Here is a 13,522-nt window from a genome sequence, read left to right on the forward strand (position 1 = left end):
CTCCGGGTTCTCCGACCGCCGAGCGGCGGGTGTGTCTGCGTGCCCGCGTCGACCGACACGGCCGAGTCGACCGACGCGGACACCGGCCGGTCCTGCACGCGCCGCTGGGTTTAACCGATCCCGTCACCGAAATCCGGCGATGACCGACGGTCTCGATCGTCGTGACGCGGCGATCGTCAACGCGTTTCAGGGTGGGTTCCCCGTCACCGACCGGCCCTTCGAGGTGGCTGCCGACGCGCTCGCTGCGGGCGGCGTCGACCTCTCCGGGACGGCTCTCCGAGAGCACATCGCAGATCTGGTCGAGCGAGGGACGCTCTCTCGGTTCGGGCCATTGATCGACGCCGACGCGATCGGTGGGCGGGCCGAACTCGTCGCGATGGCCGTGCCCGCGGATCGGTTCGACGCCGTCGCGGAGGCGGTCAACGCCCACGAGGAAGTCTCACACAACTATCGGCGCGATCACGACACGCTGACGATGTGGTTGGTCGTGAGCGCCGCCGACCCCGACCGCATCGAGGGCGTCACCGACGCCATCGAAGCCGAGACCGGACTCCGAACGTATCGACTGCCGAAACTGACGGAGTTCCACGTCGGCGCGCGTTTCCCCGTCGAGGGCCCCTTCGCTGACGGGGGACTGGACCTCACAGATCGGAATCCCGGCGTGGCCGCACACGACGGCGAGACGCTCACCGCCGACGAGCGCGAACTGTTGCTCGCGATCCAGGACGGCCTCCCGATCGAGGCCGATCCCTACGTCGCGGTCGCTGACGACATCGGTGCGGCCCCCGCCTGGGTTCGCGAGACCATCGAAGCGTTCCGGCGAGCGGGCGTGATCCGTCGGATCGGTGCGGTCCCCAACCACTACGCCCTGGGGTACAGCGAGAACGGCATGACTGTCTGGGACGTGCCCGACGATTCCGTCGAGGAGATCGGCACGGCGCTGGCTGACCTCCCCTTCGTGACTCACTGTTACGAGCGGCCACGCCACGACGACGTCTGGCCGTACAACGTCTTCGCGATGGTCCACGGGCGCAGCGAGGTGGAGATCGATGCCCGCCTGGATCGTGTCCGTGCGGTCGTCGCCGCGCACGCACGGATCGCGGACGACGACTGGGCGACGCTGTACTCCACCGAGATGCTGAAAAAGACCGGGTTCAGTCTGGCCGATCGGACGGAGGCGGCAACGAACTCGTGAGTCGCGTATGATTCCACTGTTCGTCGATTTTGCCGACGAGACCGTCCTCGTGTTTGGCGGCGGTTCGGTCGGCGCTCGGAAGGCCCGACTGTTTGCCGACGAGGCCCGCGTCGTCCTGGTGAGTCCGACGTTCACGGAGACGCCAGCGGCGGTGGACTGTGTCCGAGCGGCCCCCAACGACCGATCGGTCGGCGCGTGGATCGATCGGGCCGATCCCGCGTTGGTCGTCGCGGCGACCGACGACGCGGCGCTCAACGCTGCGATTGCCGACGCCGCTGTCGACCGTGGCGTGCTGTACAACCGTGCCGATCGACGGGGCGGCGACCGACCCGCGGCGAGCGTGACGGTCCCCGCGACGTCGACCGACGGGCCGGTGACCGTCGCGGTCGGCACGGACGGCCGCGCGCCGGCGCTCAGCAAGTCTCTCCGCGAGGAGATCGACCCGCTGATCGACGACGCCGGCGCGATGGCGCGCCTGATCGACCAGTTGCGCGAGGAGTGGGCCGACTGGCCCGCTGACGAGCGTCGATCCGCACTGCGGCAAGTGGTCAGATCGGATCGGGTGTGGACAGCTTTAGGTGCCGAGGGCGATAACGCCCAGCGGAGAGCCGTGGACGTGATCGAGAGCGGGGGTGATCCGCCGTGAGTGGCCGACGACTCGTCGCCGCAAGCGTCGCCCACGGCCACGCCGACGTCGAGACGATCGAGCGCGCACGCTTCGATTCGCAGACGTCGGGTGTCACCACCCTCCTCGACCGGGTACGTTGCGAGGAGGCACTCGTCCTCCAGACCTGCCATCGGACGGAGGCGTACGTGGTCACCGACGGCGATCACCGATCGCTGGCCGAGACGCTGTTTCCGGCCATTCCTCGCCCGTCGGTCCGGACGATGGGTCACGACGCGGCGATCGAGCACCTCTGTCGAGTCGCGGCGGGTCTCGAATCCGTCGTCACCGGCGAAGAGCAGATTCTGGGTCAGGTCGGTGACGCCTACGAAGCCGCTCGGGCCGCCGACGGCGTCGGTCGCGTCCTCGAAACGGTCGTCCCGAGCGCGATGCGCGTCGGGGAACGCGCGCGGACCGAGACGGCGATCAACGACGGCGTGGTCTCGCTCGGCGGCGCGGCCGTCCGCCTCGCAGATCGCGAACTCGACTTGCACGGGCAACGAGCGGTCGTCGTCGGAGCCGGCGAGATGGGTCGGACGGTCGCCCGGTCGCTGGCCGATCGGACCGCAGTCGAGCGGGTGACGGTCGCGAACCGGACCGTCGAGACCGCCACGCGCGTCGCCAGCGACCTCGCGTGTGCCGCCGACGCCGTCGGTCTGGACGCCATCGAGCGTGCGAGCGTCGACGCTCGACTGGTCGTCACCGCGACGGCGGCCGCCGATCCAGTGCTCGATCGATCGACGCTCGAATCGGCGGGAGAGACCGTCGTAATCGATCTCGGACAGCCCCGTGACGTCGCGGCCGCCGCCCGAGACCTCCCACACGTCGAATCGTACGATCTCGGCGACGTCGAGGCGATCACCGACGCCGCACAGGCCGAACGCGGGGCTGCGACCGCGGCCGTCGAACAGTTGATCGACGACGCCTGTGCGCGTCTCGACCGTCGACTCGAACGCCGGCGCGCCGATGCCGCGATTTCGGCGATGTACGAGGCCGGCGAGCGGATCAAGGCCGATCAGATAGAGCAGGCCAGCCAGCGAATCGACGCGGGCGGCGACGAGCGGGCAGTCCTGGAGGACATGGCCGACGCCATCGTCAACCGCCTGCTCGCGACGCCGACCGAGGCGCTCCGAGACGCCGCCGAGGACGGCGATCTGGAGACCCTGGAGGTCGCACTCGACGTGTTCGACCCCGAGACCTCGACGGCCGACCACACCTCCGAGCGCGCTCCCGATCCAGAGCCCGCGCCACGAGCGCGCGGACGCGGCGAAGACTGATTCGACCCGACCGTTTTTGGTGACCGCACGAGACTGCCCTCCATGGCAGTTGTCCTCGACCCCGACACGATCGACGATCGCTCCCCCGACGGCTGGACCCGAGAGGGTGACGCGATCGAAGCGACCTACGAGTTCGACGACTACCTCGCTGGCGTCGGGTTCGCGAGCGGCGTCGCGGGCCTCGCTCAGGAAGCCTACCACCATCCGACGATCGAGATCGGCTTTCGATCGGTGACAGTGCGCCTCACGACACACGATGCCGGCGGCGTCACGGACGCCGATCTCGATCTGGCCGCGCGGATCGACTCGCTCGATCGGGACTGATCGGCGCGGACCACAGTCCGCCCGAACCGCCTCAGAACAGATCGTCCAGCCGGTCGTCCTGAAAGCTCTCGGTGGGGTCGGCTGGCGACGCACTGGTCTGCTCGCTCGCTTCGCGAGCGCGATCCAGGAACTCCTCGACGCGACGAGAGCGTTCGATCCCACCGAGGACGACGATCGCGGCGAGGCGGTCGCTCTCCATCGGGAAGTCGCCGCCCCGCACGTCGAGACTGCCGGTCTCCTCTTCGATCCACTTGCGGGCGCGCTCGACGCCCTTCCGGGCGATGCGCTGGGGCTCGCCCGCGATCACGAGCAGTGCTGACTGGGCGTCGACGGCGTCGGGCAGACTCGTCCCCGTGAGCACGGCGTTGCGCGCGAGACTCGTGATCGCGTTGATGTTCTCGGCGGCGTCCTCGCTGGCCTCACAGGTCGCGTATCCGACGGCCGCGAGTTCGCCCCGGCGAAGCGTGTTGATGAGATCGCTCGCGTCGACGACCGTCTCGGCGGTGCCCTCACCGATGCGCTCGCCGGTCGCCAGCAGAAGTCCGATTCGGCGGGCGACTCGCTGGTTGATCGTGTCGAATCCGGCCTGGAGGCTCTCGTCGCTGGAGCGCCAGGCGTCGTTGTCGATCATGATCGTCGAGTCGGCCTCGCGGAGCACGGTCTTCAGCGATCGACCGGCGTTGACCTGATAGAGCGACCCCTCGTCACGCCCGGGCAAGATGCCCAGCGCGTACACCGGGCGGTCGTAGACGGCCTTGAGTTCCCGTGCGAGCACGGGCATCCCGCCCGATCCTGTCCCGCCGCCGAGGCCACCGACCAACACGATGGCGTCGGCCTGGGAGGTGATCCGCCCCTCCAGAGCGTCCATGACCTGATCGGCGTCGGCGTCCATGACCTCCGCGCCGAGTTCGTTGTCGCCGCCGACGCCGTGGCCCTTGACGCGGTCCTGGCCGATCAGTTGTGTCTCGATGGTCAACGACTGGAGGTCCGCGCGGGCGGTGTTGACCGCCAGCGCGCCCGTCACCGCCCCGAGATCCATCTCGTAATCGAACTCCGCGATGGCCTGGGCGAGTTTGCCCCCGGCCTGGCCCACCCCGATGAGAACGACCTGCATACACAGCCACACGTGGCCCCCACAGTCAATCGTTTCGGGACGTCACTGGGGCCGAGTCACTTTTGCCGGTCGCGGCCTAATATTCATGTAGTATGGGTTTCGGTAGTTACGACGAGTCCGAACAAGACAACCAGGAGTACGACACGGACTTCGAAGACGACGACGGGGTCTCGACTGCCGAAAACACCCACGAGGGCGACGTGGAATACGAATTTTCGGCCTCGAACGACGAGTTGCTCGACCAACTCGAAGACATCAAAGAGACCTGAGGCGGTTCGCGCGTGAAGTCGGGAGCCCGCGTGCTCGGCATCGCCGCCTCGGACGCCGACCGAACGAGTACAATTGCCGGCGCGGTCGTGCGAATCGACCGCGTCGTCGACGGTGTGACGCTGGGGACGATTTCTGTCGGTGGGCGCGACGCGACCGCGAGCGTCCAGTCCGTCATCGACCGGGCGGATCGCCCGGACGTCGCCGCCGTGCTGATCGCCGGCATCGCGCCCGCGTGGTTCAACGTCATCGACCTCCACGCGCTCGACGCGCCCGGCCCGGTGATCAGCGTGAGCTTCGAAGCGAGTCCGGGCCTCGACACCGCGATCGAACGGGAGTTCGAGGGATCGGCCCGGGAGTGGCGCCTCGCGACCTACCGTCGCCAACCCGAGCGGCACGCCGTGTCGGTCGACGGCGAGACGCTCTACGTCCGATCGGTCGACGCGTCCCCCGACCGCGCTCGCGTGATCGTCCGCGAAACGACACCGGAGGGCGGCCGTCCCGAACCACTCAGAGTCGCACGCCTGATCGCCCGGGCCGCCGCCGAGCGTCGGCGGTCGGAAGACTCCTGACGCTCGCTCTCGACGCAACGGTATGGACGACTGTACGGTCGATTCGTGTCGGAAGTGTGACGGTCTCGTCGCGTCACGCTCGCGGATCGTGAACGGCGTGGGGCCGACGGATGCGGATCTCGTCTTCGTCGGTGAAGCTCCCGGGGAACAGGAAGACAGCGACGGCGAACCGTTCGTCGGGCGCAGCGGGTCGATACTCGACGAGGCACTCCGCGATGCCGGGGCCGAACGGGCCGCCGTGCGGATCACGAACGCCGTGCGCTGTCGCCCGCCGGACAATCGCGACCCCCGAGCCGGGGAACTCGCGGCGTGTCGTGACCATCTCGATGCGGAACTCGCGGCGATCGATCCCCGCGTGACCGTCGCGCTCGGGAAGGTGCCCGCCGAACACCTTCTTGGACGTTCAGTCGCCGTCACCAGCGAGGCCGGATCGGTCGAGACGGTCGCGCTGGGGGGCCAGCCACGCGACGTGATGATCTCGGTCCACCCCGCCGCCACGCTGTACGATCGCTCCCAGCGCGACACCTTCGACGCGACGATCGCAAATGCCGTCGAAATTGCCGATATCGGGTCCGATCAGGCCAGTATTGCTGATTTCTGAGTCGCATCGAGATCCAAAGCCAAATTACCCGGGCATACGTTTGGTCGCTTATGAGTGGAGATTCCGATCCGTACGAAAGCTTCCGATCACAGGTCGAAACGGCGGCCGAACACCTCGACGTCAGCGACGGCGAACTCGAACGACTCTCTCGGCCCGAGCGCCGCCTCGAAACGAACCTGACCGTCGAACTCGACGATGGGAGCCTGGAGACCGTTTCGGCGTTCCGCTGTCAGTTCGACGGGTCGCGCGGCCCGTACAAGGGCGGCCTGCGCTATCACCCGGCGGTCAACCGCGCCGAGGTGACCGCACTCGCGGGCTGGATGTCGATCAAGACCGCCGTCGTCGACATCCCGCTGGGGGGCGGGAAAGGCGGCATCGCGATCGATCCCGCCGACTACAGCGAGGACGAACTCGAACGCCTGACGCGGGCGTTCGCGACGGAGCTCCGGCCGATGGTCGGGCCCGACCGCGACGTGCCCGCGCCGGACGTCAACACCGGGCAGCGCGAGATGAACTGGATCAAAGACACCTACGAGACGCTCGAACGCACGACTGCACCGGGCGTCGTGACGGGCAAGAGTCTCGCGAGCGGCGGGAGTCTCGGGCGCGTCGAGGCGACGGGGCGATCCGTGCTGATCACCGCGCGCGAACTCCTCGCGCGTGAGGGCCGCTCGCTGGAGGACGCGACCGTCGCGGTCCAGGGCTACGGCAACGCCGGGTGGATCGGTGCGCGACTGCTCGACGAGGCCGGCGCGACGATCGTCGGCGTCTCCGATTCGAGTGGCGCGGCCATCGCCGAGGACGGTCTCGATCCGGTCGCCGTCAAAGAGCACAAATCCGAGACCGGCAGCGTCGTCGGTGCCGCGGGGACGACCGAGGGCACCAACGAGGACGTCCTCACGATGGACGTCGACGTGCTGGTGCCCGCCGCGCTGGGTAACGCCGTCGACGCCGATCTGGCGGCCGACCTCGAGGCCGACGCGATCATCGAGGCCGCGAACGGCCCGCTGACGCCCGACGCCGACGACGTGCTGGCCGACCGAGACGTCGAGGTCGTGCCGGACGTGCTCGCCAACGCCGGTGGCGTCGTCGTCTCGTATTTCGAGTGGGTTCAGAACCGCACGCGCAACCCGTGGAGCGAACAGCGCGTCAACGAGGAACTCGACGACGTGATCGTCGCCGCGTACGACGACATCTGCGAGACCCGCGAGCGCATCGGTGCCGACCGGAATCGGACCGCCGCGTACGTCGTCGCGCTCGAACGCCTTCGGACTGCGGCCGACCAGGCCGGTCAGTTCGCCTGAGACTGCGCCGTCGACGCGGTCGATCGCGACCATTTTAAGCGACCGGGCGAAGCGCCTGTATGCCACGCGACCGATCCGACGTCGACGATCTCCGCCCGTTCGAGTTCAGAGCGCCCGACGAGGTGCTCGACGCCGACGCGGTGTACACCGTCTTCGAAATCGCCCGTCTCCTCCAGGGGCTGGACCCGGACGCCGACCTCGACCCTGGCACCGAGGACGTCCTCCTCGACTGGGCGATTCCGTGGATGGTCTGCAATCGCGAGTCATTCGTGTTTGCCGAACCCGAATCCGCCGACGAACCCGGCTATTACGGTCTCGCGGACGCCTGAGCCGGTCGCTCACCCGGATCAGTCTCGATCGGCTTTCACCGGAATTTGGCCGCTTGCAAGGCGAGTTCGACGTCGTGCAGTGGGTCGGTCGTGACACTCGGCCCGTGTCCACAGTGCATCGCCTCGAAAGCTCCGTCCCCGACCGTGTCGAGGACATACTCGATCGACTCGATCAACTGGCGGCGATCGCCACCCTCCAGGTCGGTCCGCCCGAATCCACCGTTCGCGAAGACGAGATCACCGGCGAACGCGATTCCCGGGTCGGCGGCGTACAGCACGACGTGATCGGGCTTGTGTCCCGGTGTATGGAGCACCTGATAGGTGTGATTGCCGATCTGCACCCGATCGCCGTCCGCGAGTTCGCGATCCAGATCGTCGACGCTCGAATCGTACGCGACGACCTCGGGATCGAACGCCGCGCGGACGGCCCCGAGCGTGCCGACGTGGTCGGGATGGGTATGCGTCAGAACGACGGCGTCGAGGGTCTCGACGTGGGCCTCGATTTCCCCGACGGCGTCGAAGTCGTTGCCCGCATCGACCAGGACCGTCCGCTCGCCCTCGACGAGAAAGGCGTTGCTCGAAAACCCCTGCACGGTCGCCGCGATGTTGGTGATCATACCAGGAACTCGACCGTCGGCCTGTTGAGCGTTGTCGTTTTCGAGCACCGGCACCGTGACGGGACACCCACACTGATTTGTACGAGGAAAGCAAACCTTCCGAAGAGTGCCGATGTCAGAATCTGATCTACCCGTCGTGCTCATCGTCGAGGACGAACCGGACGTAGCAGAGACATATAATCTCTGGCTCGAGGAAGCGTACGACGTCCGGATGGCCCACGACGGCGACACCGCGATGTCGAAACTCGACGAACAGGTCGACGTCGTCCTTCTGGATCGGATGATGCCTGGGCTTTCGGGTGACGAAGTTCTCGAACGGATCCGGGACAGCGGGTTCGACTGTCGGGTCGCGATGGTCACCGCGGTCGAACCCGATTTCGACATTCTGGAGATGGGCTTCGACTCCTATCTGACGAAGCCGATCCGCAGCGAGGAACTTCGGACGACCGTCGACAAACTCCTCGATCGGTCGACCTACGACGAACTGCTCCAGGAGTACTACTCGCTCGTCGAGAAACAGGCCACGCTCGAAGCGACGAAGAGTAGCGCCGAACTCGCTGACAGCGAGGAGTATACGAATCTGACCGAACGCATCGCTGAACTCCAGGACGAACTCTCCGAGACGCTCGGGAGCATCGAGGACGACGACGAGTTCGTCGCCCGCGTGTACGATCTGGACAATGGCCACGAACAGTAACACCACCGAGACAATGTACGATCTATCTGCCGTCGTCGACATCGACGCGCTGTCCGAGGTCAGGCCGGGGTCGAGTGTCCTCGTCGCCGGCCCGGCGATGACCGGCAAGGACGACCTCGTCTACGACATTCTGGCCGAGGGGAGTCGCGAGGGCGAGGGTGCGGTCATCGTCTCGACGGGGACCCGCGCCGAGTCGGTCGTCGAGCGGTATCGCGAGCGCGTCGGGTCCGACGAGTTCGGCCTGGGTGTCGTCGACTGTGTGTCGGACTCCGAAGACACCGATTTGGAGGACGTCATCACCCACCACGTCAACTCGCCGGGCGATCTCACCGGGATCGGCATCGGGATCACCAAAGCACTGGACGGCCTCCAGAACCGTGAGATCGACCGGGGTCGCCTCGCACTCACGTCGCTGTCGACGATTCTGACCTATACCGATCAGAAGACGGTCTTCAAGTTCTGTCACGTCCTCTCTTCGCGCCTGGAGGCCGCCGACTATCTGGGTCTCTTCACCATCGACACCGGGGCCCACGAAGACCAGACCGTCCAGGTCATCAAACAGGCCTTCGACGGCATGATCGAAATTCGCGAACGGGACGGGAAGCGCCAGGCCCGCGTGCAGGGGTTGACGCCCGCGCCGACCGACTGGGCCGATCTCTAAGGATCGACGCTACTGGGCGTCGAGATCGCGCTGTCGGCCCGTTGGCAACTGCGAGCGCAACTCGCCGTGGAGGTACAGTCCGACACCGATGGGGATGCGTTCGCCGTCGAGGTCGTGGGTGACGATGACGTATCCCCAGTCGCCGTCCCAGTCGAGGTCCTGGCTGTCACCGGCGAGGAAGCGCCTCGCCGGCGTCTCGTCGAGGTTGACGACACACTCACTCGCCGCCGCACCGAACTGCTGGGCCGCACTCGTCGTCGGCTTCCAGTGTTTTTGATCGGCGCGCAAGACGACCATGCCCAACGCTTCGATTTCGACCGGCGAGTCCAGATCGCCACGGAACGCCCAGATCTTGCCCTTGCCGCGCTCCCAAAAGGAGTACTCGTCGAACACGGCAGGCTCGATCCCGAATCGCTCCGCGAAAAACTCACAGATTGCGGCCCGAGAGGGGCGATGCTCGCGGTCGCGCTCGGCCTCGGTCTTCGCGACACGGTCGAATCGCGTCCCGACGTGGTCGTCGGTCATTCTCCCACCGCCAGTTTCGCGACGAAAAACCCGCCCGTGTCGTTGTGGTGTGGGTAGACCCGTCGCGTTCGCGTGAGTCGATCGTCGAAGTCCTCGCCGTCCCACGCGGTCAGGCCGTCGGTCCCGTCGAGGGGCAGATCGATTGCGACAGGTCTGCAGGTCTCGGTCTCGACGACGTGATCGACGACGCGTTCGTTTTCCTCGGGCGCGAACGTACACGTCGAGTAGACCACCGTCCCGCCCGGCCGGGTCGCCTGGATCGCCCGCGAGAGAATTCCCTTTTGCACGCCCGCGATCGAGCGGACGCGATCGAGCGACCACTCCTCGAAGGCGTCGGGGTTCTTCCGGACCGTCCCCTCACACGAGCAGGGCACGTCGACGAGCGCGTGATCGTACGAGTCGCCGCCGAACGGGGCGAGACTGTGGGTGCGGGCGTCCTCGTGGGTGATCGCGAGGTTCGTCACGCCGAGTCGTTCGGCGTTCGATCTGAGCGCAGAAATGCGCCCGAGATTGGCGTCGGTGCCCACGAGCAGGCCACGATCGTCCATCAGCGCCGCGAGTTGAGTCGTCTTCGAGCCTGGTGCGGCACACGCGTCCCAGACTCGATCGCCGGGACTGGGGTCGAGCACGGTCGCGGGCAGCGCCGAGACTTCCTCCTGGCCGTGGAGCCAGCCGTGAACGTACGGCCAGTTCGCGCCCGGCTGGTCGTCAGGCAGGCGTAACAGGTCGGGATGCCAGTCGACGCGCTCGGTCGCGATGTCGCTTTCCGCGAGCTCGCGTTCGGCGGCCGATCGCGTCGCGCGAAGCGTGTTGACGCGGACCACCGTGGGCAACGGTCGCTCGCAGGCCGCCCGGAACGCCGGGACGTCGTCGATAACACTCTCGTAGCGGTCCAGCGGATCCATTCGTCCGCACTGCGCGACCCGATCGTTTGGCCCTTGCGAAAACCCAGGAGCGGCGGTGCGGTCTCGACACGGACCGCCTCAGACGGCGTCGCGGGCGTCACGGATCGCCGCCTCGAACTCGCTCACCAGATCGGTCGCGCGGTCGGCGGTGTCGGCCTCGGCGTAGATTCGAACCAGCGGTTCGGTCCCGCTCGGGCGGGCGAGCACCCACCCGTCGTCGTACTCCAGGCGGAACCCGTCGGTCCGATCGACGGTCGCGCCCGATTCGGTGGCGACGCGTTCGATCGCGTCGAGCATCGCTGTGCGCTCGGCCTCGGAGTCGTAGTGGACGTTCTCTCTGACGATGTAGCTCCCCGAATAGGGCGCGACGACCTGACTCGCGGGCGCGTCTGCGATCAACTCGCAGAACCGCGCCGCGGTGTACGCGCCGTCCCGGATCGCACCGTAGGCTGGAAAGAGGATGCCGCCGTTGCCCTCGCCCGCGATCGGGACAGATCGACCGTCGGATTCGAGGTCGGCGATCCGGGAGACGATGTGAGTCGACCCGATCGGGGTGTACTCGACGCTCGCACCCGCGGCGTCGGCGACCTGGCCGAGTCGGCGGGACGTGCTCACCGCGGTGACGACACTGTCGCCCGCGCCGAGTTCGGCGTCGGCGAGCGCCGCGAGCGCGGCATCGCCCTCGATCTGTGTGCCCGTCTCGTCCACGAAGATGGCGCGATCGGCGTCGCCGTCGTGAGCGATGCCCAGGTCGGCGTCCGAACTCGCGACCGCCGCGCGAAGATCGGCCAGGTTCTCGGGGACGGGTTCGGGGTTCCGGCCGGGGAATCGACCGTCAGGCTGGGCGTTGATCGTCCGGACCGTACAGCCCAACTCGCGGAAAATAGCGGGGCTCGTTACCGATCCAGCGCCGTGGCCGGGGTCGATCACGACTGTCAGGTCCGCACTCGCGATGCGCTCACGGTCCACGGCGTCGACGACCCGCTCGACGTATCGGTCGCGGGCGGTCTCGACGGTTCGGATCTCCCCGAGTGCGTCCCAGTCGGCGTTGGTCGTCGCGCCAGATTCGAGTCGCGTCTCGATCGCTTCGAGAGCGTCGATCTGGAGTTCGAGGCCGTCGGAGCCGACGAGCTTGATACCGTTGTGTGCGGGCGGGTTGTGCGAGGCCGTGATCATCATCGCCGGGATCGATTCGGTCGCGGCGTACGCCTGGACCGCCGGGGTGGGGAGGACGCCCAGACGGTCGACGTCGAGGCCCGCACTCGCGAGCGTCCCCGCCACCACGCTCGCCAGCGCCGGCCCGCTCGTTCGGGTGTCGTGGCCGATGGCGATCCGGTCGGCACCGGCCGCGTGCCAGTGCGCCCCGACCGCAGTCGCCAGTTCCATGACCGAAGCGGGCGTCACGCTTTCGTTGACGACCCCGCGCGTCCCACTGGACCCGAACACTTCCATTGGATCCCACCGTCGGAGACCGGCGGGCATAGAGATTCCGGATTCGGGGCCGGGACGCCATCCAACAACTATTCCCGGCGTCGGGCGAACCCCGAGTCATGAGCCAGGACCTCGCGGCGACGCTCCGCGCCGCCGACGCCGTCGAGTTCGGTGAGTTCGAACTCGCTCACGGCGGCACGAGCGATTACTACGTCGACAAGTACCGCTTCGAGACCGATCCCGACTGCCTCTCGACGATCGGACAGGCGTTCGCCGCCGCGATCGACACCGACAGCGTCGATAGCGTCGCAGGCGTCGCGCTCGGGGCGGTCCCGCTGGTCGCCGTCACGAGCGTCGAGACCGGCCTGCCCTCGGTGATCGTCCGCAAGTCCGCCAAAGAGTACGGCACGGCCAATCGGATCGAGGGGTCGATCGCAGAGGGTGATCGCGTGGTCGTCCTCGAAGACATCGCGACGACGGGCACGAGCGCCCGGGAAGCCGCCGAGGCGCTCGAAGCGGCGGGCGCCGAGGTCGTGCGCGTCCACGTCGTCGTCGACCGCGAGGAGGGCGCCCGCGAGACGCTTGCCGAGGCGGGGTTCGAGATGGCGAGTCTGCTCACTGCGAGCGACCTGCTGGACGATCGGTCCGCGTGAGCGGTCGGGGAGGATCGATGACAGGGCTCCCGGCAGGTCCGGTCGGGACCGAGGGCCTTTCGAGGGGCCCGCCCCAATCGAGTGTATGAGCGAGATCGAACTGTACGAACTGCCGGGCTGTCCCTACTGTGCGAAAGTCAAGCGGAAACTCGACGACCTCGATCTGGAGTACGAGATCCACCAGGTCCCCGCCAGTCACAGCGAGCGCGAGGCCGTCGAGGCCGTCTCCGGGCAGACGGGCGTGCCCGTCCTCGTCGACGAGGCCCACGACGTCGAGGGCATGCCCGAGAGCGCCGATATCGTCGCGTACCTCGACGAAACCTACGGCGACGGGGCGGCTTGAGCGGACCCGGACCCGACCGTTCCGAGGGGTCAAGTGCGTGGAT

Annotated in this window: 18 protein-coding genes; 13 read left to right on the forward strand and 5 right to left on the reverse strand. The window is 67.5% G+C overall.

Annotated features, from left to right (window positions below):
- Positions 1-139: 139 nt before the first annotated feature.
- Genes ahbB through HARCEL1_RS06055 form a run of 4 tightly spaced genes read left to right on the forward strand, consistent with a single transcriptional unit; the run spans position 140 to position 3,460 of the window.
- Positions 140-1,195, forward strand: coding sequence for a siroheme decarboxylase subunit beta (gene ahbB / locus HARCEL1_RS06040; RefSeq protein ID WP_108381660.1), 1,056 nt, complete (start codon positions 140-142; stop codon positions 1,193-1,195).
- Positions 1,196-1,202: 7 nt separating this feature from the next.
- A complete protein-coding gene (locus HARCEL1_RS06045) occupies positions 1,203-1,841 on the forward strand; it encodes a precorrin-2 dehydrogenase/sirohydrochlorin ferrochelatase family protein (RefSeq protein ID WP_108381661.1) in 639 nt (212 codons plus the stop codon).
- Positions 1,838-3,136, forward strand: coding sequence for a glutamyl-tRNA reductase (gene hemA / locus HARCEL1_RS06050; protein WP_108381662.1), 1,299 nt, complete (start codon positions 1,838-1,840; stop codon positions 3,134-3,136). The genes HARCEL1_RS06045 and hemA overlap by 4 nt, the downstream gene beginning before the upstream one ends.
- Positions 3,137-3,178: 42 nt before the next feature.
- Positions 3,179-3,460, forward strand: a complete 282-nt coding sequence (locus HARCEL1_RS06055; protein ID WP_108381663.1) for a 4a-hydroxytetrahydrobiopterin dehydratase — start codon at positions 3,179-3,181, stop codon at positions 3,458-3,460.
- Between the two features lie 31 nt (positions 3,461-3,491).
- Here the strand turns inward: HARCEL1_RS06055 and HARCEL1_RS06060 are convergent, their stop codons facing one another.
- Positions 3,492-4,574, reverse strand: a complete 1,083-nt coding sequence (locus HARCEL1_RS06060) for a tubulin/FtsZ family protein (RefSeq protein WP_108381664.1) — start codon at positions 4,572-4,574, stop codon at positions 3,492-3,494.
- A gap of 92 nt (positions 4,575-4,666) precedes the next feature.
- On the opposite strand from HARCEL1_RS06060, the gene HARCEL1_RS06065 reads away from it, so the two are divergent.
- The 5 genes from HARCEL1_RS06065 to HARCEL1_RS06085 are packed head-to-tail and all read left to right on the forward strand — an operon-like array spanning position 4,667 to position 7,647.
- Entirely contained in the window at positions 4,667-4,843 is a 177-nt protein-coding gene (locus HARCEL1_RS06065) for a DUF5786 family protein (protein ID WP_108381665.1), read from the forward strand.
- 12 nt (positions 4,844-4,855) lie between these two features.
- Entirely contained in the window at positions 4,856-5,413 is a 558-nt protein-coding gene (locus HARCEL1_RS06070; protein WP_108381666.1) for an endonuclease dU, read from the forward strand.
- A 22-nt stretch (positions 5,414-5,435) separates the two neighbouring features.
- Complete coding sequence (locus HARCEL1_RS06075) at positions 5,436-6,014, forward strand: uracil-DNA glycosylase (protein WP_108381667.1); 579 nt, start codon at positions 5,436-5,438, stop codon at positions 6,012-6,014.
- Between the two features lie 50 nt (positions 6,015-6,064).
- Positions 6,065-7,318, forward strand: a complete 1,254-nt coding sequence (locus HARCEL1_RS06080; protein ID WP_108381668.1) for a Glu/Leu/Phe/Val family dehydrogenase — start codon at positions 6,065-6,067, stop codon at positions 7,316-7,318.
- 59 nt (positions 7,319-7,377) lie between these two features.
- The gene (locus HARCEL1_RS06085) at positions 7,378-7,647 is read left to right on the forward strand and encodes a DUF5827 family protein (RefSeq protein WP_108381669.1); all 270 of its coding nucleotides are present in this window, start codon (positions 7,378-7,380) and stop codon (positions 7,645-7,647) included.
- A 35-nt stretch (positions 7,648-7,682) separates the two neighbouring features.
- Here the strand turns inward: HARCEL1_RS06085 and HARCEL1_RS06090 are convergent, their stop codons facing one another.
- A complete protein-coding gene (locus HARCEL1_RS06090; RefSeq protein WP_108381670.1) occupies positions 7,683-8,264 on the reverse strand; it encodes an MBL fold metallo-hydrolase in 582 nt (193 codons plus the stop codon).
- A 112-nt stretch (positions 8,265-8,376) separates the two neighbouring features.
- Here HARCEL1_RS06090 and HARCEL1_RS06095 point away from each other — a divergent pair, with 112 nt between their 5' ends.
- Positions 8,377-8,961, forward strand: a complete 585-nt coding sequence (locus HARCEL1_RS06095) for a HalX domain-containing protein (RefSeq protein WP_108381671.1) — start codon at positions 8,377-8,379, stop codon at positions 8,959-8,961.
- Between the two features lie 13 nt (positions 8,962-8,974).
- Positions 8,975-9,622, forward strand: coding sequence for an RAD55 family ATPase (locus HARCEL1_RS06100; protein WP_108384124.1), 648 nt, complete (start codon positions 8,975-8,977; stop codon positions 9,620-9,622).
- A gap of 9 nt (positions 9,623-9,631) precedes the next feature.
- On the opposite strand, the gene HARCEL1_RS06105 is transcribed toward HARCEL1_RS06100, so the two are convergent.
- From HARCEL1_RS06105 to glmM, 3 genes are all read right to left on the reverse strand, one after another.
- Complete coding sequence (locus HARCEL1_RS06105; RefSeq protein WP_108381672.1) at positions 9,632-10,147, reverse strand: DUF7122 family protein; 516 nt, start codon at positions 10,145-10,147, stop codon at positions 9,632-9,634.
- Positions 10,144-11,052 carry an RsmB/NOP family class I SAM-dependent RNA methyltransferase gene (locus HARCEL1_RS06110; RefSeq protein WP_108381673.1) on the reverse strand — a complete coding sequence of 303 codons (909 nt, stop codon included), beginning with the start codon at positions 11,050-11,052 and terminating at the stop codon, positions 10,144-10,146. The genes HARCEL1_RS06105 and HARCEL1_RS06110 overlap by 4 nt, the downstream gene beginning before the upstream one ends.
- A 78-nt stretch (positions 11,053-11,130) precedes the next feature.
- Complete coding sequence (gene glmM / locus HARCEL1_RS06115) at positions 11,131-12,504, reverse strand: phosphoglucosamine mutase (protein ID WP_108381674.1); 1,374 nt, start codon at positions 12,502-12,504, stop codon at positions 11,131-11,133.
- A gap of 98 nt (positions 12,505-12,602) precedes the next feature.
- Here glmM and pyrE point away from each other — a divergent pair, with 98 nt between their 5' ends.
- Both pyrE and HARCEL1_RS06125 read left to right on the forward strand, forming a co-directional pair.
- Positions 12,603-13,136 (forward strand): orotate phosphoribosyltransferase, encoded by a 534-nt coding sequence (pyrE, locus tag HARCEL1_RS06120; RefSeq protein WP_108381675.1) that lies wholly within the window; start codon positions 12,603-12,605, stop codon positions 13,134-13,136.
- Positions 13,137-13,221: 85 nt separating this feature from the next.
- Positions 13,222-13,479 (forward strand): glutaredoxin family protein, encoded by a 258-nt coding sequence (locus HARCEL1_RS06125; protein ID WP_108381676.1) that lies wholly within the window; start codon positions 13,222-13,224, stop codon positions 13,477-13,479.
- Positions 13,480-13,522 lie beyond the last annotated feature (43 nt).

The organism is Halococcoides cellulosivorans (genome assembly GCF_003058365.1).
Taxonomy (GTDB): Archaea; Halobacteriota; Halobacteria; order Halobacteriales; family Haloarculaceae; genus Halococcoides; species Halococcoides cellulosivorans.